The sequence below is a fragment of the Streptomyces candidus genome, from assembly GCF_014207445.1.
GTDB classification, from domain to species: Bacteria; Actinomycetota; Actinomycetes; order Streptomycetales; family Streptomycetaceae; genus Streptomyces; species Streptomyces candidus.
On the sequence record NZ_JACHEM010000007.1, the window covers coordinates 263874 to 290664 of the forward strand.

Below are 26791 nucleotides of genomic sequence, written 5' to 3' on the forward strand. Positions count from 1 at the left end.
ATGGACAACGAACAGAAGCTCCGGGACTACCTCAAGCTTGCTACCGCCGACCTGCGACGGACGCGGCAGCGGGTCAACGAGCTGGAGTCCGCGGCCCAGGAACCCATTGCCATCATCGGCATGACCTGCCGCTACCCCGGCGGCGTCAGCAGCCCGGAGGACCTCTGGCGCCTGGTCGAGGCCGGTGGGAACGGCATCTCGGAGTTCCCCACCGACCGCGGCTGGGACACCGAGGCGCTCTCCGAGTCCAGCACCCGGTCCGGCGGTTTCCTCCACGACGCCCCCGACTTCGACGCGGACTTCTTCGGCATCTCGCCCCGAGAAGCCGTCGCCATGGACCCCCAGCAGCGCGTCGCGCTCGAATCAGCCTGGGAGGCATTCGAGCGCGCGGGCATCGACCCGACCTCGGTCAAGGGAAGCCAGACCGGTGTGTTCATGGGCGCGATGGCCCAGGACTACCGGGTCGGCCCCGCCGACGGCGCGGAAGGATTCCAGCTCACCGGCAACACCGGCAGTGTGCTGTCCGGACGCATCTCCTACACCTTCGGCACGGTCGGCCCCGCCGTCACCGTCGACACCGCCTGCTCCTCCTCCCTGGTGGCCGTCCATCTCGCCAGCCAGGCGCTGCGCGCGGGCGAGTGCACCCTCGCCCTGGCCGGCGGTGTCACCGTCATGTCGAGCCCCGGCACCTTCATCGAGATGGGCCGGCAGGGCGGCCTCTCCGCCGACGGGCGATGCCGCTCCTTCGGGGACACCGCCGACGGCACCGGGTGGGCCGAGGGCGTCGGCATCCTCGTGCTCGAACGGCTCTCCGACGCCCGGCGCAACGGGCACGAGGTCCTCGCCGTCGTACGTGGCACCGCCGTCAATCAGGACGGCGCGTCGAACGGGCTCACCGCCCCCAACGGCCCCTCCCAGCAGGAGGTCATCCAGCAGGCGCTGATCAACTCCCGGCTCTCCGCCACCGAGGTCGACGCCGTCGAGGCGCACGGCACCGGCACCACACTCGGTGACCCGGTCGAGGCGCAGGCTCTGCTCGCGACCTACGGCCAGGGACGCGACGAGGACCGGCCGCTGCTGCTGGGCTCCGTCAAGTCCAACATCAGCCACACCCAGGCCGCCGCCGGTGTCGCCGGTGTCATCAAGATGGTCATGGCGATGCGCCACGGAGTGCTGCCGCGGACCCTGCTGGCCGACGAACCCTCCTCGCACGTCGACTGGTCGCAGGGCGCGGTCCGCATCCTCGACGAGAACCGGCCGTGGCCCGAGACCGGCGCGCCCCGGCGGGCCGGCGTCTCCTCGTTCGGCATCAGCGGCACCAACGCGCACACCATCGTCGAGCAGGCCCCGCCCGCCCCGGCGACCGAGAACGCCGACGCCGCAGCCCCCGAGGCCGACACCGTCGCGGACCGGGGCCCGGTTCCCCTGCTGGTGTCGGGACGGACCCGCGAGGCGCTGCGTGCCCAGGCCGCCGCACTGGTGGCCGCGCTGGAGTCCGAGCCCGCCACCAACCCCCTCGACCTCGCCTATTCGCTGGCCACCACCCGCGCCGGCTTCGAGCACCGCGCTGTCCTCCTGGCCGCCGACCGCGACACGGCGCTCGCCGGGCTGACCGCGCTGGCCGAGGACCGCGAGACCGCCGAGCAGGTGCGCGGCGCCGCCCAGAGCGAGGGAAAGCTGGCGTTCCTCTTCACCGGCCAGGGCTCCCAGCGCCTCGGCGCCGGCCGTGAACTGCACGCCGCCTTCCCGGTCTTCGCCGAGGCACTGGACGCCACCTTCGCCGCCCTCGACCCGCTGCTGGAGCGCCCGCTGCGCGAGGTGCTCTGGGGCGAGGACGCCGAGGCGCTGAACCGTACCGAGTACGCGCAGCCCGCGCTGTTCGCCGTCGAGGTCGCGCTCTACCGCCTGGTGGAGTCCTGGGGCGTCCGGCCCGACTACCTGACCGGCCACTCCATCGGCGAGATCACCGCCGCCCACGTCGCCGGAGTGCTCTCCCTGGGCGACGCCGCCGTGCTCGTCACCGCCCGCGGCCGCCTGATGCAGGCGCTGCCGGCGGGCGGCGCGATGACCGCCGTACAGGCCACCGAGGACGAGGTGGCCCCGCTGCTGGCGGGCCGCGAGGACACCGTGTCCGTCGCCGCGGTCAACGGCCCTCGCTCGCTCGTCCTCGCGGGCCAGGCGGACGCGGTCGCCGAGATCGCCGCCCGCCTGGAGGCCGAGGGCCGCAGAACCAAACGCCTCGCCGTCTCGCACGCCTTCCACTCACCGCTCATGGAACCGATGCTCGATGAGTTCCGCGCGGTCGTGTCGGGGCTGTCCCTCCAGGCCCCGCTGCTGCCGTTCGTCTCCAACCTCACCGGCGAGCCCGCCACCGTCGCACAGGTCACCTCCGCCGACTACTGGGTGGACCATGTCCGCCGAGCCGTGCGGTTCGCCGACGGCATCGGCTGGCTCACGGACCACGGCGTCACCACCTTCCTCGAACTCGGCCCCGACAGCGTCCTTTCCGCGATGACCCAGGACTGCCTGGACGCCGCCGACGCGGACGGGCACACCGCGCTGCCCACGCTCCGCGCCGGCCGCCCCGAGACCGACGCCCTCGCCGCCGCGCTGGCCGGGCTCCACGTGCGCGGCGCCGCCGTCCGCTGGGCGGAGTACTTCGCCGGCACCGGCGCGCGCCGCCACGACCTGCCCACCTACGCCTTCCAGCGCCGCAGGTACTGGCCCAAGGGCGGCGCCCAGAACCAGGCGGCCGACCTGCGCGCGGCCGGGCTCGGCGCGGCGCACCACCCGCTGCTCCCCGCCGCCGTGTCGCTCGCCGACTCCGACGGCGTGCTGCTCACCGGCCGCCTCGCGCTCCAGTCCCACCCGTGGCTCGCCGACCACGCCGTGCGCGGCACCACGCTGCTCCCCGGCACCGCCTTCCTCGAACTCGCCGTCCGCGCGGGCGACGAGGTCGGCTGCGACCGGGTCGAGGAACTGACCCTGGCGGCGCCGCTGGTCCTGCCCGAGCAGGGCGGTATCCAGGTCCAGCTGTGGATCGGCAATCCCGACGACTCGGGCCGTCGTACGGTCGACGTCTACTCCCGGCCCGAGGAGAGCGACGAGAACGCCTGGACCCGGCACGCCACCGGTGTACTGGCCGTCGACGAGCAGACCGCTGAGCACGGCGCCGGATTCGACGCCACGCAGTGGCCCCCCGCCGGGGCTCTGCCGGTGGCCGTCGAGGGCATCTACGACCGGCTGGCCGCGGACGGCTTCGCCTACGGACCCGTCTTCCAGGGGCTGCGGGCCGCCTGGCGGCGTGACGGCGACGTCTACGCCGAGGTCGTGCTGCCCGAGGGCGGCGACGCAGGAGCGGACACGTTCGGTCTGCACCCCGCGCTGCTGGACGCCGCGCTGCACGCCGCTTCCTTCGTCGAACTCGGCGCGGAGAGCCGCGGCGGGCTGCCCTTCTCCTGGGAGGGCGTGTCGCTGCACGCCACCGGAGCCTCCGCACTGCGGGTGCGGCTGTCACCGGCCGGCGAGGACTCGCTCGCGATCCAGGTGGCCGACGCCTCCGGCGCGCCGGTGGCCTCCGTCGAGTCGCTGGTGCTGCGCGCGGTCGCCGCCGAGCAGCTCGACTCAGCCGCCACGGCCGCGCGCGACGCGCTGTTCGGCCTGGACTGGGTGTCCGTACGGCAGGGGGCGACCGCTCCCGAGTCCGTCGCCGTGGTCGGTCCCGACGCGTTCGGACTCGGCGAGCACGGGGCACTCACCGCCGCCGCGTACCGGGACCTGACGGAGCTGGCGGCGGCCGACGGGCCCGTGCCCGCCGTCGTCCTGGTGACCCTTGACGGCAGGACCGGCGCCGACGCGGCGCGGTCCGCTCACGCCCTGGCGGCCGACGCCCTGGCCTCGGTGCAGAGCTGGCTCGGCGACGAGCGTTTCACCACCTCACGGCTGGTCTTCGTGACACGGGGCGCGGTGGGTGGTTCGGATGTGGCGGCGGCCTCGGTGTGGGGTTTGGTGCGGTCGGCGCAGTCGGAGAATCCGGGTTGTTTCGGTCTGGTGGATCTGGATCCGGTGGGACCGGTCACGCTGCCTTTGATCGCGTTGAGTGCGGACGAGCCGCAGGTGATCGTGCGGGGCGGTGGTGTTCTGGTCGGTCGGCTGGTTCGCAGGGCGCCTGCGGACCAGGACGTGAGTCCGGTGTGGGGTGGTGATGGTCGTGTGCTGATCACTGGTGGTACGGGTGGTCTGGGTGCGGTGGTGGCCCGTCATCTGGTGACGGAGCACGGTGTGCGCCGTCTGTTGCTGGTCAGCCGTCGGGGCCTGGGCGCCGAGGGTGCCGAGGAGTTGGTGGGTGAGCTGTCGGAGCTGGGTGCCGAGGCGGTGGTCGAGGCGTGCGACGTGGCCGACCGCGACGCGCTCGTCGACCTGCTGGCACGCCACAGCGTCTCGGCGGTGATCCACACGGCCGGTGTGCTGGACGACGGTGTGGTGGGCTCGCTGACGCCGGAGCGGCTGGAGACGGTCCTGCGGCCCAAGGCCGACGCGGCCTGGAACCTGCACGAACTGACCCAGGACCACGCCCTCTCCGCGTTCGTGGTCTTCTCCTCCGTCGCCGGGGTGATCGGCAGCGCCGGCCAGGCCAACTACGCGGCGGGCAACGCCTTCCTGGACGCGCTGATGGAGCGCCGCCGGGCCGAGGGCCTGCCGGGTCTGTCGCTCGCCTGGGGCCCGTGGGACCGTACCGGCGGCATGACGGGCACCCTGGCCGAGGCCGAGGCGGACCGGCACGCCCGTTCCGGTGTGCGGGCGCTGACGGCCGAGCAGGGCGTGGCGCTCTTCGACGCGGCCCAGACCACGCGGGAGCCGGTCGTCCTGCCCGTACGGCTGGACCTCCCGGTGCTCCGCGCGCAGGGTGAAGTCCCGCCGCTGCTGCGTTCGTTGATCCGCACCCGCACCCGCCGTGCCTCCGTCGCCGGATCGAGCACGGCCAGTGGCCTTGTGCAGAAGCTGAACCGGCTGGAGGCGGAGGAGCGCCTCGACCTGCTGCTGGACCTCGTGCGCGGCCAGACCGCCCTCGTCCTGGGGCACGCCGGTGGCGACGACATCGATGCCGGGCGTGCCTTCCGCGAGCTGGGCTTCGACTCGCTCACGGCGGTCGAGCTGCGCAACCGGCTCAACACCGTGACCGGGCTGCGGCTGCCCGCCACGCTGGTCTTCGACTACCCGACCGTGCGGAGCCTGGTCGGGTACATCCTCGAAGAACTGCTCGGTGCGGAGGTGGCCGTGGCGCCGCCCACGGCCGGGCGCACCGCGGCGGAGGCGGACGACCCGATCGTGGTCGTCGGCATGAGCTGCCGCTATCCGGGCGGGGTGACCTCGCCCGAGGACCTGTGGCGCGTGGTCACCGAAGGCGCGGACGTCATATCCGGCTTCCCGACCAACCGTGGCTGGGACGTCGAAGGGCTCTACCACCCCGACCCCGACCACAAGGGCACGGCCTACACCCGCTCGGGCGGATTCCTGCACGACGCGGGCGAGTTCGACCCGGCCTTCTTCGGGATGAGCCCGCGCGAGGCGCTGGCGACCGACTCCCAGCAGCGCCTGCTGCTGGAGGCATCCTGGGAGGCCGTGGAGCGGGCCGGCATGGACCCGGTGTCGCTCAAGGGCAGCGCGACCGGCGTGTTCGCCGGTGTCATGTACAGCGACTACGGCGCGGTGCTGGCCGCCCCCGAGTTCGAGGGCTTCCGCGGTGGCGGCAGCTCGGCGAGCCTGGCGTCGGGCCGGGTGTCGTACACCTTGGGTCTTGAGGGTCCGGCGGTGACGGTGGACACGGCGTGTTCGTCGTCGCTGGTGGCGATGCACTGGGCGATGCAGGCGCTGCGCAGTGGTGAGTGCTCGCTGGCGCTGGCCGGTGGTGTGACGGTGATGTCGACTCCGGCGGTGTTCGTGGACTTCGCCCGGCAGCGGGGTCTGTCGGCCGATGGCCGGTGCAAGGCGTTCTCCGAGTCGGCCGACGGTGTCGGCTGGTCGGAGGGTGTCGGCATGCTGGTGCTGGAGCGGCAGTCCGACGCGGTGCGCAACGGCCACGAGATCCTGGCCGTGGTACGCGGCTCGGCCGTCAACCAGGACGGTGCGTCCAACGGTCTGACCGCCCCCAACGGCCCTTCGCAGCAGCGGGTGATCCGTCAGGCGCTCGCCAGCGGCGGGTTGTCGGCCGGGGACGTGGATGTGGTCGAGGCGCACGGCACCGGTACGTCGCTGGGTGACCCGATCGAGGCGCAGGCGTTGCTGGCGACGTACGGGCGGGACCGTGACGAGGACCGGCCGTTGCTGCTGGGCTCGGTGAAGTCGAACATCGGCCACACGCAGGCCGCCGCCGGTGTCGCCGGCGTCATCAAGATGATCATGGCGATGCGGCACGGTGTGCTCCCGCAGACGCTGCACGTGGACGCTCCGTCCTCGCACGTGGACTGGTCCGCGGGCGCCGTGGAGCTGCTGACCGAGTCGACCCCCTGGCCCGAGACCGGCCGCCCCCGCCGCGCCGGCGTCTCGTCCTTCGGTATCAGCGGCACCAATGTCCACACCATCATCGAGCAGCCCCCGGCCCCCGCCGCCCCGGAGCGCACCGCCACCGGCCGTCCTCCCGGAATCACACCGTGGCTCCTCTCGGGCCGGACCCGCGCGGCCCTGCGCGGCCAGGCGGCACGCCTGCTCTCCTATGTGCAGGCGCATCCCGAACTCGACCCGGTGGACGCGGCGTTCTCCCTCGCCACCACGCGTACCCGGTTCGACCAGCGGGCCGCCGTGCTCGCCGGGGACCGCGCCGAACTGCTGCGTTCGCTCACCGCGCTGGCCACCGACCGCCCCGACGCCGGGGTGATCGAGGGCGAGGCGACCGGGCGCGGCCGGACCGCGATGCTCTTCACCGGCCAGGGCAGCCAGCGCGCCGCCATGGGACGTGAACTCTACGAGCGTCACCCGGTGTTCTCCGAAGCGCTCGACGCGGTGTTCGCCGAGCTGGACCCGCTGCTCGACCGCCCGCTGCGCGAGGTGCTGTTCGCGGACGAGGGCACCGACGAGGCCGCCCTGCTGGACGCGACCGGCTGGACCCAGCCCGCGCTGTTCGCCGTCGAGGTCGCGCTGTTCCGTCTCGTACGGTCCTGGGGGATCAAGCCGGACTTCGTGGCGGGCCACTCCATCGGTGAGCTCGCGGCGGCCCACGCCGCGGGCGTCCTGTCGCTCGCCGACGCCTGCGCCCTGGTCGCGGCCCGCGCGAGCCTGATGCAGGCGCTGCCCACCGGTGGTGCGATGGTCGCCGTCCGGGCCACCGAGGACGAGGTCACGCCGCTGCTGGCCGGCCGCGAGGACACCGTGTCGATCGCCGCGGTCAACGGACCGGAGTCGGTCGTCGTCTCCGGCGACGAGGACGCGGTCCTGGAGATCGCCGCCGCGTTCGACGAGCTCGGGCGCAAGACCAAACGGCTGCGGGTGAGCCATGCCTTCCACTCGCCGCGCATGGCCGGAATGCTCGACGCGTTCCGCGCCGTCGTCGAAGGGCTCACCTTCCACGCGCCGCGCATCCCGCTGGTCTCCAACGTGACCGGCGCCCTCGCCACCGACGAGCAGGTGTGCTCGGCGGAGTACTGGGTCACCCACGTCAGCGACACTGTCCGCTTCGCCGACTGCGTCCGCACCCTGCGCGACGCCGGTACGACCACCTTCCTGGAACTGGGCCCCGACGGACCGCTGTCCGCCATGGCCCAGGACACCCTCGGCGACACGTACGACGCCGAACTCGTCCCGCTCTGCCGCGCCGACCGCGGCGAGGCGCTGGCCGTCACCACCGCGCTCGCCCGGCTCCAGGTTCAGGGTCTCCCCGTGGACTGGACGGCGTACTTCGCGGACAGCGGCGCCCGCCGCGTCGACCTGCCCACCTACGCCTTCCAGCACGAGTACTACTGGCCGCAGCTGCCCGCCGCGGCCGTGGCCCCGGGCGACGCCGACCCGGCCGACCAGCGGCTGTGGGCCGCCGTGGAGCGCGGCGACGCCGACGAGCTGGCCGCCATCCTCGGCCTGGGCGAACAGGAGCACGACTCCCTCGGCTCCCTGCTGCCCGCCCTGACCTCCTGGCGGCGCGGCAAGCAGGAGCAGTCCCGGCTCGACTCGCTGCGCTACCGCGTCGAGTGGGCCCAGCTCAACACGTTCGCCGCCCCCGTCCTCGACGGCACCTGGCTGCTCGTCACCGGTGACGCCGAGGACGCCGGGGGTGCGGGCGAGCTTGTCGAGCAGCTGGCGGGCACCCTGAGCGCGCACGGCGCGCGGGTGCACCGCCTCGCCCTGGACCTCGCGTGCGCCGACCGGCAAGTGCTCGCCGCCCGGCTCGAAGCCACCGAAGGCTTCGACAGCGCGGCCAACGTGCTCTCCCTGCTCCCGCTGGACGAGCGCCCCGGTGAGACGTACACGCCGCTCAGCCACGGCCTCGCCCTGACGCTCGCGCTCGTCCAGGCCCTGCACGACACGGGATCCCACGGGCGGCTGTGGACGGCCACCCGCGGCGCGGTGTCCACCGGGTCCGCCGACCCCCTCACCCACCCCGCCCAGGCGGCGGCCTGGGGGCTCGGACGGACCGTGGCCCTGGAGCACCCCCGGCTCTGGGGCGGGCTCGTCGACCTGCCCGAGGAGCTCGACGAGCGGACCGCGCAGCGGCTCGCGGGCGTCCTCGCCGTCAAGAACGTTCCCGACGGCGAGGACCAGGTGGCGCTCCGCGTCGGCGGAGTCCTGGGCCGCCGTCTCGTCCGGCACACCGCCGACGCACTGCCCGGCGCCGCGGAGTTCAGCGCCCGGGGCACCGTGCTGGTGACCGGCGGCACCGGTGCCCTCGGCGCGGAGGTCGGCCGCTGGCTGGCCCGCTCCGGCGCCGAGAACCTCGTCCTCACCAGCAGGCGGGGACCCGACGCCCCCGGCGCCGACGCCCTGCGCGCCGAACTGGAGGAGCTGGGCGCCCGCGTCGAGATCGTCGCCTGCGACGCCGCCGACCGGGACGCGCTGGCCGCCGTGCTCGCCGCCGTCCCGGACGAGCTGCCCCTGACCGGCGTGGTGCACACCGCGGGCGTCGGCCAGTACGGACCCCTCGACGGGCTGACCCCCGCCGAGTTCGCAGACCTCACCTCCGCGAAGCTCGCCGGGGCCGCACACCTCGACGCACTGCTCGGGGACCGTGAACTCGACCTGTTCGTCCTCTTCGGATCCATCGCCGGTGTCTGGGGCAGCGGCGGCCAGAGCGCCTACGGCGCCGCCAACGCCTACCTCGACGCCCTCGCCGAGCACCGGCGCGCCCGCGGACTGACCGCCACCTCCGTGGCCTGGGGCCCCTGGGCCGAAGCGGGTATGGCCACCGACGAAGCGGTCTCCGGCAACCTGAAGCGCCAGGGACTCGGCTTCCTGGAGCCGGCCCTCGCGATGACCGAACTGCGGCGCGCCGTCGTCCGGGGCGACACCACCGTCACCGTGGCCGACGTCGACTGGGACCGCTACGCACCGGTGTTCACCTCGGCGCGCCCCAGCGCGCTGCTCGACGGCCTGCCCGAGGTACGGGCGCTGGCCGACGCGGCAGGCGCGGCCGACACCGGCGACACCTCCGAGTTCGTCACACGGGTACGCGCCCTGTCCGAGCCCGAACAGATCCGGCACCTGTCCGACCTCGTCCGCAGCGAGGCCGCCGTCGTCCTCGGCCACGGCTCCGCCGACAGCGTCGCGGAAGGACGCGCCTTCCGCGACATCGGCTTCGACTCGCTGACCGCCGTCGAGCTGCGCAAGCGACTGGCCGCCACCACCGGCCTCACCCTGCCCAGCACCATGGTCTTCGACTACCCGACCCCGCTGGAGCTGGCGCAGTACCTTCTGGCCGAGATCCTCGGCGCCGTCCTCGACGTGGCCGGGCCGGTCGCCACCGGCGCCGCCGACGACGAACCCATCGCCATCATCGGGATGGGCTGCCGCTTCCCCGGCGGAGCCGATTCGCCCGAGCAGCTGTGGGACCTGGTCACCGACGGCGCGGACGCCGTGTCGGACTTCCCCGTCAACCGCGGCTGGGACGCCGAGGGACTCTTCGACCCCGACCCGGACCGGCCGGGCAAGACCTACTCCACCCTCGGCGGCTTCCTGCACGAGGCCGACGCGTTCGACCCGACGTTCTTCGGCATTTCGCCACGCGAGGCGCTGGTGATGGACCCCCAGCAGCGGCTGCTGCTGGAGACCACCTGGGAGACCTTCGAGCGCGCCGGGATCGACCCCGCCGCGGTCCGCGGAAGCCTCACCGGCACCTTCATCGGCTCCAGCTACCAGGACTACGGACTGGGCGCCGGCGACGGCGCCGAGGGCCACATGGTCACCGGCAGCATCCCCAGCGTCCTGTCCGGCCGCATCTCCTACGTCATGGGTCTCGAAGGCCCCGCCGTCACCGTCGACACCGCCTGCTCCTCGTCCCTGGTCGCGCTGCACCTGGCCTGCCAGTCGCTGCGCAACGGGGAGTCCACGCTCGCCGTCGCGGGCGGCGCCACGATCATGACCACCCCCGCCCCCTTCATCGCCTTCAGCCGCCAGCGGGCCCTGGCCCAGGACGGCCGCTGCAAGGCGTTCTCCGACGAGGCGGACGGCATGACCCTCGCCGAGGGCGTCGGCATCCTGCTGGTCGAACGGCTCTCCGACGCCCGGCGCAACGGACACCCCGTCCTCGCGGTGATCCGCGGCTCGGCGATCAACCAGGACGGCGCGTCCAACGGCCTCACCGCCCCCAACGGGCCCGCCCAGCAGCGGGTGATGCGCCAGGCCTTGGCCAACGCCCGTCTGGCCCCCTCGGACATCGACGTGGTGGAGGCGCACGGAACCGGTACGCCACTGGGCGACCCGATCGAGGCGCAGGCCCTGCTCGCCACCTACGGCAGGGACCGCGACCCGGAGCGCTCGCTGCTGCTCGGCTCGGTCAAGTCGAACATCGGCCACACCCAGTCCGCCGCCGGTGTCGCCAGTGTCATCAAGATGGTCATGGCGCTGCGCCACGGCCTGCTGCCCAGGACCCTGCACGCCGACAACCCGTCCTCGCACGTGGACTGGGACTCCGGCTCCGTGCGGCTGCTGCACGAGGCCGTCGAGTGGCCGGAAACCGGCCGGCCCCGCCGCGCCGCCGTCTCCTCGTTCGGCATCAGCGGCACCAACGCCCACACCCTGATCGAACAGGCGCCCCCCGCCGCCGAGCCCGAGGCGGCCCCCGCCGCCGAGCCCGTGCCGGTGGCCGGCGGCGTCGTACCGTGGACGGTCTCGGCGAAGACCGCCGCCGCGCTGCGCGCACAGGCGTCCCGGCTCGTGTCGCACCTGGAGACCGCGAGCCCCGCGCCACGCGCGCTCGACGTCGGCCACTCGCTCGTCTCCTCCCGCGCGGTCTTCGAACACCGTGCCGTGGTGGTCCCCATTGAGGACACCGACCCGATGGACGCCCTGCGCGCCGTCGCGGCCGACGGACCGTCCGCCGTGGTGGCCCGCGGGATCGCCGACGTCGAGGGCAGGACGGTGTTCGTCTTCCCCGGCCAGGGCTCCCAGTGGGTGGGCATGGGCGCCCGGCTGCTGACCGAGTCACCGGTCTTCGCCGAGCGGATCGCCGAATGCGCCGCGGCCATCGGCGAGTTCGTCGACTGGTCGCTCATCGACGTACTGCAGGGCAAGGAGGGCGCGCCCACCCTGGAGCGCGTCGACGTCGTGCAGCCCGCCTCGTTCGCGGTCATGGTGTCGCTGGCCGCCCTGTGGCGGTCCCGCGGCGTCGAACCCGCCGCCGTCGTCGGCCACTCGCAGGGCGAGATCGCCGCGGCCGTCGTCTCCGGCGCGCTGTCCCTCCAGGACGGCGCCCGGGTCGTGACGCTGCGCAGCCAGGCCATCGGCCGCACCCTGGCCGGCCACGGCGGGATGATGTCGGTGGCGCTGCCTGTGGAGCAGCTGGAGAGCCGCCTGGACATCTGGCAGGGCCGGGTGTCCGTCGCCGCCGTCAACGGACCGCGCTCGGTCGTCGTCTCCGGCGAGCCCGAGGCGCTGGACGGGCTGTCGGAGGAGCTGACCGCCGACGAGGTACGCGTGCGGCGGATCGCCGTGGACTACGCCTCGCACTCCGTCCAGGTCGAGAACCTCCACGCCGAACTCCTCGACGTCCTCGCGCCGATCGCCCCGCGCGCCAGTGAGGTCCCGTTCTTCTCCACGACGACCGGCGACTGGCTGGACACCGAGGGGATGGACGCGGGCTACTGGTTCCGCAACCTGCGCCGGAGGGTCCTGTTCGCCGATGCCGTGCACGAACTGCTGGCGGCCGGGCACCGCGCCTTCATCGAGGTCAGCTCGCACCCCGTACTGACCATGGCCGTACAGGACATGATCGACGAGACGGCCGAACCGGGCGTCGCCACCGGCACGCTGCGCCGGGACCAGGACAGCGTGTCCCGCTTCCTGCTCTCGGCGGCCGAGGTCTTCGTCCGCGGCGTCGACGTCGACTGGGCAGGGATCTTCGAGGACTCCGGAGCCCGCCGGGTCGACCTGCCCACCTACGCGTTCCAGCACGAACAGCTCTGGGCCGTCCCTCCCGTCGCCGAGCCGGCGGTCTCCGCCGACCCCGCCGACGCCGCATTCTGGGCCGCCGTGGAGCAGCAGGACCTCTCCGCGCTCACCTCCGCCCTGGGCACGGACGAGAACTCCGTGGCCGCGGTCCTGCCGGCCCTCTCCTCGTGGCGCAGGTCCCGCAAGGACCGCTCCACCGTCGACTCCTGGCGCTACCGGGTGTCCTGGACCCCCGTCGGCAACGTCCCGCAGCGGTCACTGTCCGGCACCTGGCTGCTGGTCGGCGCCGAAGGCCACGGCCACGACACGGACGAGGTCGCCGACGCACTGAGCGGCCAGGGCGCCGCGGTCACCCGCCTCGTCCTGGACGGGACGTGCGTGGACCGCGCGGTGCTCGCCGAACGGCTGGCCGGCGCCGGGGAGATCACCGGTGTCGTCTCCGTGCTCGCCGCCGCCGAGGAGCCGGACGAGCGCACCCCCGTGCTGCCGCTCGGCCTGGCCCTGACCGTCTCCCTGGTCCAGGCCCTGGGCGACGCCGGAATCGAGGCACCGCTGTGGTTCCTCACCCGGGGCGCGGTCTCCACCGGCCGCTCCGACGAGATCACGTCCCCCACCCAGGCCCTGGTCACGGGCGTCGGCTGGACCACCGCGCTGGAGCACCCGCAGCGCTGGGGCGGCGTCGTCGACCTGCCGCGCGCACTCGACCCGCGCGCCGCCGGCCGGCTGGCCTCCGCGCTCTCCGGCGCCCTGGGCGACGAGGACCAGCTCGCCGTCCGTGCCTCCGGGGTCTTCACCCGGCGCATCGTCCGCGCCGCGGCCGACGCGCAGGGCCCGGCCCGCGACTGGACGCCGCGCGGCACCATCCTGATCACCGGCGGCTCGGGCACCCTCGCCCCCCACCTGGCCCGCTGGCTGGCCGGGCGGGGCGCCGAGCACCTGGTGCTGATGAGCCGCCGCGGCGCGGACGCCCCGGGCGTGGCCGAACTCGTCGCGGAACTCGCCGCGTCGGGCACCCCGGCCACCGCCGTCGCGTGCGACGTCACCGACCGCGACGCCGTCGCCGCTCTCCTCGCCCAGCTCAAGGCGGAGGGCCGCACCGTGCGCACGGTCGTGCACACCGCCGCGCTCATCGAGCTGTACCCGCTGGCCGAGACCACCATGGACGCCTTCTCCCGTGTCCTGGACGCCAAGGTGACCGGCGCCCGGGTCCTGGACGAACTCCTCGACCACGAGGACCTGGACGACCTGGTCCTCTACTCGTCCACCGCCGGCATGTGGGGCAGCGGGGCGCACGCCGCCTATGTGGCCGGCAACGCCTACCTCGCCGCGCTCGCCGCCCACCGCCGCGCCCGCGGCCTGCGCGCCACCTCACTCTCCTGGGGCATCTGGGCCGACGACATCAAGGCCGGCCGCGTCGACCCGCAGACGATCCGCCGCAGTGGCCTGGAGTTCATGGACCCGCAGCTGGCGCTGAGCGGACTGAAGCGGGCCCTGGACGACGACGAGACGGCCGTCGCGGTCGCCGACGTCGACTGGGCGACGTACTACCCCGTCTTCACCTCCAGCCGCCCCACGCACCTGTTCGCCGAGATCCCCGAGGTCCGGGCCCTCACCGAGGCAGCCGAGCAGAGCACCGGCACCGTGGTGGAGGGCGAGTTCGCCGCCCGGCTGCGGGCGCTGTCCGCCGCCGAGCAGGAGCGGCTGGTCCTGGAGGTCGTACGCACCGAGGCCATGGCCGTGCTGGGCCTGTCGAACCCCGACGCCCTGCCGGACCAGCGTGCCTTCCGCGACGTGGGCTTCGACTCGCTCACCGCTGTCGGACTGCGCAACCGCCTCGCGTCCGTCACCGGACTGACGCTGCCGACGACCATGGTCTTCGACCACCCCAACCCCGCCGCCCTGGCCGGGTTCCTCCGCACCGAGCTGGCCGGGGCCCAGAGCGCCGGAACGCCCGCGGCGACCGCGTCCGCCGCCGCGACCGACGACGACCCCATCGTCATCGTCGGCATGGGCTGCCGCTACCCCGGCGGGGTCACCTCGCCCGAGGAGCTGTGGAAGCTCACCCTGGACGGCACCGACGCCGTCTCCGTCTTCCCCGCCGACCGGGGCTGGGACGCCGAGGGGCTCTACGACCCGGACCCCGACCGGTCCGGCAAGACCTACTCGGTGCAGGGCGGATTCCTGCAGGACGTCGCCGAGTTCGACCCGGGCTTCTTCGGCATCTCGCCGCGCGAGGCGATGTCGATGGACCCGCAGCAGCGCCTCCTGCTGGAGACGGCCTGGGAAGCTTTCGAGCACGCCGGGATCGACATCCTCTCCCAGCGCTCCAGCCTCACCGGTACCTTCATCGGCGCCAGCTACCAGGACTACGCCTCCAGCGTGGCCAACTCCTCCGAGGGCTCCGAAGGCCACATGATCACCGGCACGCTCTCCAGCGTGCTGTCCGGCCGGGTCAACTACCTCTTCGGCTTCGAGGGGCCGGCCGTCACCCTCGACACCGCCTGCTCGTCCTCCCTGGTCGCCCTGCACCTGGCCTGCCAGTCCCTGCGCAACGGCGAGAGCACCCTGGCGCTCGCGGGCGGCGTCAGCATCATGTCCACTCCCAGCGCCTTCGTCGGCTTCAGCCGCCAGCGGGCCCTCGCCACCGACGGCCGCTGCAAGGCGTACGCCGAGGCCGCCGACGGCATGACCCTCGCGGAGGGCGTCGGTCTGGTCCTGCTGGAGCGTCTCTCCGACGCCCGCCGCAACGGCCACCCCGTGCTCGCCGTGGTCCGCGGCTCCGCCGTCAACCAGGACGGCGCCTCCAACGGCCTCACCGCCCCCAACGGCCCCTCCCAGCAGCGCGTCATCCGCCAGGCCCTGGTCAATGCCGGCCTGCGGTCCCGCGAGGTCGACGTCATCGAGGGCCACGGCACCGGGACCGCCCTGGGCGACCCCATCGAGGCCCAGGCCCTGCTCACCACCTACGGCCAGGACCGGGACGGCGAACGGCCCCTGCTCCTCGGCTCGGTCAAGACCAACATCGGCCACACCCAGATGGCCTCCGGCGTCGCCAGCGTGATCAAGATGGTGCACGCCCTGCAGGAGGGCGTCGTACCGAAGACCCTCCACATCGACACCCCGTCCTCGCACGTGGACTGGTCCTCCGGCGCCATCGACCTGCTCACCGAGCGCACCGACTGGCCCGAGACCGGCCGCCCGCGCCGCGGCGCCGTCTCCTCGTTCGGGCTCAGCGGCACCAATGTGCACGCGATCCTCGAACAGGCACCCGCCGAGGAGCCCGCCGCACGGCCGGCCACCGCCCGCCCGCCCCGCCCCGGCGCACTGCCGCTGGTGGTCTCCGCCCGCAGCGAGGCCGCCCTTCGCGCCCAGGCCGGACGGCTGCTCGCCCTGGTCGAGGAGCACCCCGACACCCCCCTGACCGACCTCGCCTTCTCCCTGGCCACCTCCCGGGCCGGCCTGGAGCGCCGCGCCGCCGTGGTGGCGGGGGAGCGCGACGAACTGCTGCGCGGCCTGCTGGCGCTGCGCGACGGACTGCCCGGACCCGGCGTGGTCCAGGGCGGCACGGCCCGCGGCCGTACGGCGTTCCTGTTCACCGGACAGGGCAGTCAGAGGCCCGGCATGGGACGGGAGCTGTACGAGCGCCACCCAGTCTTCGCCGACGCCCTCGACGCCGTACTGGCCCGGATGGACGGCGCCCTGGACCGGCCGCTGCGCGAGATCCTGTTCTCCGCCGAGGGCTCGCCCGAGGCGGCCCTGCTCGACCGCACCGAGTACGCGCAGCCCGCGCTGTTCGCCGTCGAGGTGGCCCTGTTCCGGCTCACCGAGTCGTGGGGCATCACCCCCGACTACCTCGCCGGGCACTCCGTCGGGGAGCTCGCCGCCGCGCACGTCGCGGGCGTGCTCACCCTGCCGGACGCGTGCGCCCTGGTGGCGGCGCGCGGACGGCTGATGCAGGCGCTGCCCGAGGGCGGCGCGATGATCTCCCTGGAGGCCGCCGAGGACGAGGTCCTGCCGCTGCTGCAGGGCCACGAGGACGAGGTGTCCGTCGCCGCCGTCAACGGCCCGGCGTCACTGGTCATCGCGGGCGTCGAGGACACCGTCTGCGACATCGCCGCGACCCTGGGGGCGCGCGGCCGCAGGACCAAGCGGCTGAGGGTGAGCCACGCCTTCCACTCGCCACTCATGGACGGCATGCTCGACGACTTCGCCCGCGTCGCGCGGGGCGTCACCTACCACCCGCCGGTGATCCCCCTCGTCTCCCACCTCACCGGCGGCCTCGCCGCCGAGGGCCAGATGACCGACCCGGAGTACTGGGTCCAGCACGTGCGCCGGGCCGTCCGCTTCGCCGACGGCATCAACTGGCTCTCCGCGCAGGGCCAGGTCCGCACCTTCCTGGAACTCGGCCCCGACGGCGTGCTCTGCGGCATGGCCCGCGACAGCCTCACCGACGAGCCGCACACCGCGCTGCTGCCCCTGCTGCGGAGCGGCCGGCCCGAGGAGCAGACCGTCACCACCGCGCTGGCCGGAGCCCACGCCCACGGCGTGGACATCGACTGGACGGCGTACTTCGCGGACAGCGACGCCCGCCGGATCGCGCTGCCCACCTACGCCTTCCAGCGCGAGCGGTACTGGCCCGACGCCCTCGCCGCCCCCACCGCCGAACCCACGAGCGCGGGCAGCGCCGCCGACGCCGAGTTCTGGTCGGCGGTCGAGCGCGACGACGTCGGCTCACTCGTCGCCTCGCTGGGCCTCGACGACGCGACCGTCACCGCGATGGTCCCGGCGCTCACCGCCTGGCGCCGCCGCCGCGACGAGCAGTCGCAGGTGGACGCCTGGCGCTACCGGGTCACCTGGAAGCCGCAGACCGGATCCACCGCCCCCACCGCGCTCACCGGACGCTGGCTGGTCCTCACCCCGCCCGGCACCGACGAGGCGGAGTGGTCCGCCGACGTCGTCGCCGCCCTCGCGACACAGACGGTCCTGTGCGAGGACGTCGGCCCCGACCGGGCCGCGCTCGCCGAACGGCTCGCCGAACTGCGCGCCGAACACGGCGAGTTCGCCGGGGTCCTGTCGCTGCTCGGCCTCGCCGGCTGCGCCGGACTCGCCCGCACCGGAGTGCCCGACTCCCTCCTCCTGACCACCGTCGCCGTACAGGCACTCGGCGACGCGGGCATCGACGCCCGCCTGTGGGCCGTCACCCGGGGCGCCGTCTCCGTGGGCCGCTCCGAGCCGGTCGTCGGACTCGACCAGGCCGCCGTATGGGGCCTGGGCCGCGTCGTGGCCCTCGAACAGCCCGACCGCTGGGGCGGCTGCGTCGACCTGCCCGAGCAGCTCGACACCCACAGCGCGCGCAGGCTGCGCGGCGTCCTGACCGGGACCGCCGGGGAGAGCGAGGCCGCCGTACGCGCCTCCGGCGTGTTCGTACGCCGCCTCGCCCACAGCCCCGCGGCGCAGAGCACCGCGCCCACCTTCGACCCGTCGGGCACCACCCTGATCACCGGCGGCACCGGCGGCCTCGGCGGACACGTCGCCCGCGGCCTGGCCCGCGCCGGCGCCGAACACCTGCTGCTCATCAGCCGCCGCGGCGAGGACGCCCCCGGCGCGGACGCGCTGCGCGGCGAACTGACCGGCCTCGGCGCCCGGGTCACCATCGCCGCCTGCGACGTCGCCGACCGCGACGCCCTGGCCGCCCTGCTCGACTCCGTGCCCGACGACGCCCCGCTCCACGCGGTGATCCACACGGCCGGTGTCGTGGAGGACGGCGTGGTGGACACCCTGACCCCGGACAGCTTCCGAACCGTACTGGACGCCAAGGTCGCCTCCGCGCTCAACCTGCACGAGCTGACCGCCCACCTCCCGTTGTCCGCGTTCGTCCTCTTCTCCTCCACCGCCGGTGTCTTCGGCGCCCCCGGACAGGGCAACTACGCCGCGGCCAACGCCTATCTGGACGCTCTCGCCGAGTACCGGCGGGCCCACGGCCGCACCGCGCTCTCCGTCGCCTGGGGCCCCTGGGCCGGATCGGGCATGGTCGCCGACGCGGCGGAGATCGAGCGGCGCGTCCGGCGCGGCGGCTTCGAGCCGCTCGCGCCGGAACCCGCCGTACGCGCCCTGCTCCGCGCCATCGAGCAGGACGACACCGCCCTCGCCCTCGCCGACATCGACTGGGCCCGCTTCGTCCCGGCGTTCGCCTCGGCCCGCCCGCTGCCGCTCGTCGGCGACCTGCCGGAAGTACGGCAGCCGGCCACCGCGCCGACCGGCGCCACCGGCGACGACACGCGGCTGCGACGGCGCCTCCAGGAGCTCCCGGACGCCGAGCGCGGCGCGTTCGTACTCGACCTGCTGCGCACCCAGGTCGCCGCCGTGCTCGGCCACAGCGACCCCGGCGCCATCGAGGACGACCGGGCCTTCCGCGACCTGGGCTTCGACTCGCTGACCACGCTCGAACTGCGCAACACCCTGGCCGCCGTCACCGGGCTCAGCCTGCCGGTGTCCCTGGTCTACGACCGGCCGACCCCGCGCGAGATGGCGGACTTCCTGCTCGCCGAGATCCTCGGCTCGCTGCCCGAGCGCGCCGCCGCCCCGGTGGCGAGCGGCAGGCCCGTGCACGACGACCCGATCGCCGTTGTCGGCATGAGCTGCCGCTTCCCCGGCGGCGTCGGCTCGCCCGAGGAACTGTGGCAACTGCTCGTCGAGGGCGGGGACGGCATCACCCGCTTCCCCGACGACCGCGGCTGGGACATCGAGGCGCTCGGAGCGGGTGCGTCGGACACCCTCGAAGGCGGATTCCTCATCCGGGTCGCCGACTTCGACGCCCGCTTCTTCGGCATCTCGCCGCGTGAGGCGCTCGCCATGGACCCCCAGCAGCGCCTGCTGCTGGAGGCCACCTGGGAGGCGCTGGAGCGGGCGGGCATCGACCCCTCGGCCCTGCGCGGCTCCCGCACCGGCGTCTTCGTCGGCACCAACGGCCAGGACTACCCCAACCTGCTGCGCCGGTCGCTGTCCGACGTACAGGGCTACGTGGCCACCGGCAACACCGCCAGCGTCATGTCGGGCCGGCTCTCCTACGCGCTCGGCCTGGAGGGCCCGGCCGTCACCGTCGACACCGCCTGCTCCTCCTCGCTGGTCGCGATGCACTGGGCCGGCAAGGCCCTGAGCGCGGGCGAGTGCTCCCTGGTGATCGCCGGTGGTGTCTCGGTGATGTCGAGCCCCGACTCCTTCGTCGAGTTCTCCCGGCAGGGCGGACTGGCCCCCGACGGCCGGTGCAAGGCGTTCTCCGACAGCGCCGACGGCACCGCCTGGTCCGAGGGCGTCGGCATCCTGGTCCTGGAGCGGCTCTCCGACGCCGTACGCAACGGGCACGAGGTACGGGGCATCATCCGCTCGACCGCCGTCAACCAGGACGGCGCGTCCAACGGCCTGACCGCCCCCAACGGCCCCTCCCAGCAGCGGGTCATCCAGCAGGCGCTCGCCGACGCCGGACTGACCCCCGCCCACATCGACGCCGTCGAGGCCCACGGCACCGGCACCACGCTGGGCGACCCGATCGAGGCCCAGGCGCTGCTCACCGCCTACGGGCAGGACCGGGAGCGCCCACTGCTGCTGGGCACGGTCAAGTCGAACATCGGCCACACCCAGGCCGCCGCCGGTGTCGCCGGTGTCATCAAGATGCTGATGGCGATGCGCCACGGCACCCTGCCCCAGTCCCTGCACATCGGTACCCCGTCCGCGCACGTGGACTGGTCGGCGGGCGCGGTGGAGCTGCTGACCGAGCAGACCGCCTGGCCCGAGACCGGCCGCCCGCGCCGCGCCGGAGTCTCGGCGTTCGGCGTCAGCGGTACGAACGCGCACGTCATCGTCGAGCAGGCACCGGCGCTCGCAGCGCCCCAGGAGCAGCCCGCCGAGTCGGCCCCCGCCCCCGCCGTCGTGCCGTGGATCGTCTCCGGCCGCACGCGTGAGGCCCTTCAGGCCCAGATCGACCGGATCACCGGCTTCGCCGCGCTGAACACCGGCCTGTCCCCGCTGGACATCGGCCGCTCGCTCGCCACCGACCGCACGGTCTTCCCGCACCGCGCGGTGCTGCTGGCCGACGCGGACGGTGTGCACGAGGGCGCACGCGGAGTCGCCGGCCGCACCCCCGGAAAGACGGCGTTCCTCTTCTCCGGCCAGGGCAGCCAGCGCGCCGCCATGGGCCGCGAGCTGTACGAGCGGTTCCCCGTCTTCGCCGAGGCGCTGGACGCGGTCCTCGCCCACCTGGACACGGAGCTGGAATTCCCGCTCAGGAAGGTGCTGTTCGCCCTCCCGGGAACCTTCGAGGCGGAACTCCTCGACGAGACCGGCTGGACCCAGCCCGCCCTGTTCGCCGTCGAGGTCGCCCTGTTCCGCCTCGCCGAGTCGTGGGGCATCACCCCGGACTTCGTCGCCGGACACTCCATCGGTGAGATCACCGCCGCCCATGTGGCGGGCGTGTTCTCCCTGGCCGACGCCTGCCGCCTGGTCGCGGCCCGCGCCGGCCTGATGCAGGCGCTCCCGCAGGGCGGCGCGATGGTCGCCGTCGAGGCCACCGAGGACGAGGTCGCCCCGCTGCTCGACGCGAACGTGTCGATCGCCGCGGTCAACGGCCCCCGCTCGCTGGTCGTCGCGGGCGCCGAGGACGCCGTGCTGCTGGTCGCCGAGGTGTTCGCCGCCGACGGCCGCCGCACCCGGCGGCTGCGGGTCTCGCACGCCTTCCACTCGCCGCTGATGGACGCGATACTCGCGGACTTCGCCCGGGTCACCGAGACACTGACCTTCGAAGAGCCCCGTATCCCGGTGGTCTCCAACCTCACCGGAATCCTGGCGACCGCCGACGAACTGCGCTCGCCCGCCTACTGGGTGCGGCACGTGCGCGAGGCCGTACGGTTCGCCGACGGGGTACGGACCTTGCGGGACGCCGGCGTCGGCGCCTTCGTCGAGCTGGGCCCGGACGGGGTGCTCTCCGCGATGGCCCAGCAGAGCCTGGACGGGGCCCAGCCGTCGCCCCTGGTCGTGCCGTTCCTGCGCAAGGACCAGAGCGAGGAAGCGGCCGTCGTCGCCGCACTGGCCGCCCTGCACACCCACGGGACGGGACCGCGCTGGTCCGCGTTCTTCGAGGGCCTGGGAGCGCGCCGGGTCGAACTGCCGACGTATGCCTTCCAGCGCGAGCGGTACTGGCCGGAGCCCGCGGCCATCGCCGCCGTCGGCGTGCCGGACCCGGTGGACGCCGCGTTCTGGTCGGCCGTCGAGCGCCAGGACGTCGAGTCGCTGGCCGCCTCGCTCGATCTGGACGGCGACACCGTCACCACGATGGTGCCCGCGCTCTCCGCGTGGCGCCGCCGCCGCGGCGAGCAGTCCGCGGGCGCCGACTGGCGCTACCGCGAGACCTGGACCCCGCTGCCCGCACGGACCGCCGCCGCACCGTCCGGCACCTGGCTCGTGCTGCTGCCCGCCGGTGACCCGTCCCCGTGGACGGACGCCGCCGCCGAGGCGCTGGGCGCGGACGTCGTACGGGTGAACGCCGGGCCCGACGCCGCGGACCTGACGCGGTTGCTCGCCCCGGCCCGCGAGGACCGCGACGCAGCGGGCTTCGCCGGTGTCGTCTCGCTGCTCGCCACCGGCACCACGCACGCGACCGGCCTGCCGCCGGAGGCGGCCTGGCCCGAGGCGCTGCTGACGGCCCTGGGCGCGGCGGGAATCGACGCACCGCTGTGGTGCGTCACCCGGGGCGCGGTGTCCGTGTCCGCCGCCGAGCCGCTGCGGGCCGCCGGACAGGCTGCCGTATGGGGGCTCGGCCGGGTCGCCGCACTGGAACACCCCGACCGCTGGGGCGGGCTGATCGACCTCCCCGCCACGCTCGACGGCCGCACGGGCGCCGCCTTCGCGGCGGCCCTGACCCATCGCGACGGCGAGGACCAGATCGCGGTCCGCGCCACCGCGACCCTCGGGCGCCGCCTGGTCCGTACAACCGCCACGACGGCCAACCCGGCCGGCGACTCCTGGCGGCCCACCGGCACCGTGCTCATCACCGGCGGGGCCGCGGCGATGGGCGGCCGGGCCGCCCGCCGGCTGGCCCGCGACGGCGCCCGGCACCTCGTCCTGACCGGCCGCCACGCGGCCGACCTCGCCGGGACCGAGGAGCTCGAAGCCGAACTGGAACAGCTCGGAGCCACGGTCACCTTCGCCGTCTGCGACGTCTCCGACCACGACGCGCTGACCGCCCTGCTGGCCACGCTCCCCGCGGACCTGCCGCTGACCGCGGTGATCCACGCGGAGGCGGACACCGACGGCATCGGCGCCGGAGAGGCGGGGCTCACCGCCGCCCTCGCCGGAGCGGTCCAGCTCGACGCCGTACTCGGCGACCGGCCGCTCGACGCCTTCGTCCTCTTCGGCACGGTCGCCGGAGTCTGGGGCGTCCGGGGCCAGGCGGCGCAGGCCGCGCACGGCGCGTACCTCGACGCCCTCGCCCGCCGGCGCCGGGACCGCGGCGCCACCGCCCTCGCCGTCTCCTGGGGCGCCTGGTCGGACCTGGTCGAGCCCTCCATGGCCGCACATCTGCGGCTGAGCGGCCTGCCCGTACTCGACCCCGACGCGGCGCTCGCCGCGCTCGGCCGGGCCGTCGCCGACGGCGAACCGGCTGTCACCATCGCCGATGTGCGCTGGGAGACCTTCGCCCCGGCCTTCACCGAAGGCCGCCGCACCGCCCTGCTGGCCGACCTGCCCGAAGCGCGCACCGCCATCGCCGCCGCCGACACCGACCGCGGCGACGAGCGCTCGGCGGACGACGCCTACCGGCGCGGCCTGCTCGCGCTGCCCGAGACGGAGCGCGACGACGCCCTGCTGGCCCTGGTCACCGACAAGGTCGCCGTGGTCCTGGGCCACTCGAACACCGACGCCGTCGAGTCCGACCTGCCCTTCCGGGACCTCGGCTTCGACTCGCTGACCGCCGTCGACCTGCGCAACCAGCTCACGGCCGCCACCGGCGTCACATTGCCCGCCACCCTGGTCTTCGACCACCCGACCCCGGCCGAGCTCGCCCTGCACCTGCGCAGCCTGCTGCTCGGCGCACTGCCGGACACCACGGCCCCCGTCGTGCCCTCGGCGCACACCGGGGACGACCCCGTCGTCATCGTCGGCATGGCCTGCCGCTACCCGGGTGGCGTCGGCTCGCCCGAGGACCTGTGGCAGCTCGTACTCGACGAGACCGACGCCGTGGGCGAGTTCCCCACCGACCGCGGCTGGGACCTCGACACCCTGCTCGGCGGCCCGCCGGAGGGCGGCCGCGGCCGCAGCACCACCGGAAACGGCGGCTTCCTCTACGACGCCGCCGACTTCGACCCCGCCGTGTTCGGCATCTCGCCGCGCGAGGCCATCGTGATGGACCCGCAGCAGCGCATCGTGCTCGAAGCCGCCTGGGAGGCACTGGAGCGGGCGGGCATCGACGCGGCGACCCTGCGGGGGAGCACCACCGGCGTCTACGTCGGAGGCGGCAGCGGCGACTACCGGCCGCCGGCCGAGGCGGGACAGTGGGAGACGGCCCAGTCGGCCAGCCTCCTGTCCGGCCGCATCGCGTACTCCTTCGGCCTTCAGGGACCCACGGTCTCCGTCGACACGGCGTGCTCCTCGTCGCTGGTCGCCCTGCACCTCGCGGCCCAGGCCCTGCGCTCGGGCGAGTGCTCCATCGCCCTGGCCGGCGGGGTGACCGTCATGGCCACCCCGGCGGGCTTCGTCGAATTCAGCGCCCAGGGCGCGCTGTCCGACGACGGTCGCTGCAAGGCATTCTCCGACTCGGCCGACGGCACCGGCTGGTCCGAGGGTGTGGGCATGCTCGTCGTCGAGCGGCTCTCCGACGCCCAGCGCAACGGCCACCACGTCCTGGCGGTCCTGCGCGGCTCCGCCATCAACCAGGACGGCGCCTCCAACGGCTTGACGGCACCCAGCGGACCCGCCCAGCAGCGGGTCATCCGCCAGGCCCTCGCCAATTCCGGTCTGACGGCCACCGAGGTCGACGCCGTCGAGGCCCACGGCACCGGCACCAAGCTCGGAGACCCGATCGAGGCGCAGGCGCTGCTGGCCACCTACGGCCAGGGCCGCGACCCCGAACGCCCGGTGCTGCTCGGCTCGCTGAAGAGCAACATCGGTCACAGCCAGGCCGCCTCCGGCGTCGCCGGCGTGATCAAGATGGTGATGGCGATGCGGCACGGCACCCTGCCGAGGTCGCTCTACGCCGAGACGCCGACCACTCAGGTCGACTGGACGGCGGGCGCCGCCCGGCTGCTCACCGAGCCGGTCGCCTGGCCCGAGTCCGACCGCCCGCGCCGCGCCGCGGTCTCCTCGTTCGGCGCGAGCGGCACGAACGCCCACGTCATCCTGGAACAGGCGCCGCCCGCCGGGACCGACCCCACGGTCACCACCCCGCACGGCCCGGCCCGCGAGCCCGGGGCGCTGCCGGTGCTGCTCTCCGGCAAGTCCGAGAACGCGCTGCGCGCCCAGGCCCGCAGGCTCCTCACCCAGGTGACCGAACGACCGGACGCCGCCCTGACCGACCTGGCGTTCTCCCTGGCGACGACCCGCACGGCCTTCGACCACCGGGCCGCCCTGACGACCACCGACCGTGCAGGCCTGCTGGCGGGGCTCACCGCCCTGGCGGAGGGACGTACGGCCCCCGGGCTGGTCGAGCACCAGGTGGAGCGGGTCGGAAAGCGCGCGTTCCTCTTCTCGGGTCAGGGTTCGCAGCGGTTGGGGATGGGTCGGGAGTTGTACGGCCGGTTCCCGGTGTTCGCGGAGGCTCTGGATTCGGTACTGGCTGTACTGGATCCGCTGCTGGAGCGCCCGCTGCGCGAGGTGATGTGGGGCGAGGACGTCGGCCTGCTGAACGAGACCGGCTTCACCCAGCCCGCGCTGTTCGCAGTCGAGGTGGCGTTGTTCCGCCTGGTGGACTCGTGGGGTGTCAAGCCCGACTTCGTGGCCGGGCACTCCATCGGTGAGATCGCTGCGGCACATGTGGCGGGGGTGTTCTCGCTGGAGGACGCCTGCACGTTGGTGGCGGCGCGGGCGAGGCTGATGCAGGTGCTGCCGGCCGGTGGTGCGATGGTGGCGGTGCAGGCGACGGAGGACGAGGTCCTGCCGCTGCTGGCCGAGCGGGAGGGCCGGGTCTCGATCGCGGCCGTCAACGGCCCGTCGTCCGTGGTGATCTCCGGTGACGAGCGGGCGGCCCTGGAGGTGGCGGCACAACTCGCCGAGCTGGGGCGCAAAACGACACGTCTGCGGGTCTCGCACGCGTTCCACTCGCCGTTGATGGACCCGATGCTGGAGGAGTTCCGCACGGTCGCGGAGAGCCTGTCGTACGAAGCCCCGCGCATCGCGGTGGTCTCCCACCTGACCGGGGCCATGGCATCGGCCGAGGAGCTGTGCTCGGCCGAATACTGGGTACGCCACGTCCGTGAAGCCGTGCGCTTCGCCGACGGTGTACAGACCCTCACCGACCGGGGCGTGACCACGTTCCTGGAGCTGGGCCCGGACGGCGTCCTCGCCGCCATGGCCCAGGAGACGGCACCGCGGGGCGCCGTCGTCGTACCGGCCCTGCGCAAGGACCGCGACGAGGAAACCACCCTCGTCACCGCGCTCGCCCGGCTGCACGTCCACGGAGCGGGCCCCCGCTGGTCCGCGTTCTTCGCGGACACCGGAGCCCAGTGGCTGGACCTGCCGACGTACGCCTTCCAGCGTGGCCGTTTCTGGCCGGACGTCATGCCCGGCGTCACCCCCACGGCCCGCGACGCGCAGGACACCCGGACCACGGACCGCGCCTTCTGGGACGCCGTGCAACAGGAGGACTTCGCCTCGCTGGAGGCCACCTTGGACGTCGAGGGCGACGCCCTCTCGAAGGTGCTGCCCGCCCTGTTCGACTGGCGGCGGCAGCAGAACGACGAATCGGTCATGGAGGGCTGGCGCCACCGGATCGTCTGGAAGGCCCTGACCGGCGGAGCGACCGCGAACCGCAAGGCCCTGACGGGCACCTGGCTCGCCGTGATCCCCGCCGAGTTCGCCGAGGACCCCTGGGTGGGCTCCGCGCTCGACACGCTGGGCACCCGAGTCGTACGGCTGCCGGTGGCCGACCCCGACCGCGCCGCACTGGCCGGGGAGCTCCGCGCACGCACCGCGGACGGCACCCGCTTCGCCGGTGTCCTCT

Annotated in this window: 1 protein-coding gene (running past one end of the window); it reads left to right on the forward strand. The window is 74.2% G+C overall.

Annotated elements, in window-relative coordinates; all coding sequences use genetic code 11:
* Positions 1–26791, forward strand: partial view of a type I polyketide synthase gene (locus HNQ79_RS16190; RefSeq protein ID WP_185031577.1) — the 5' portion only. 1700 nt of this gene lie beyond the right edge of the window; 26791 of the gene's 28491 nt are visible here — the first part of the coding sequence; it begins with the start codon at positions 1–3; its stop codon lies beyond the right edge, outside the window.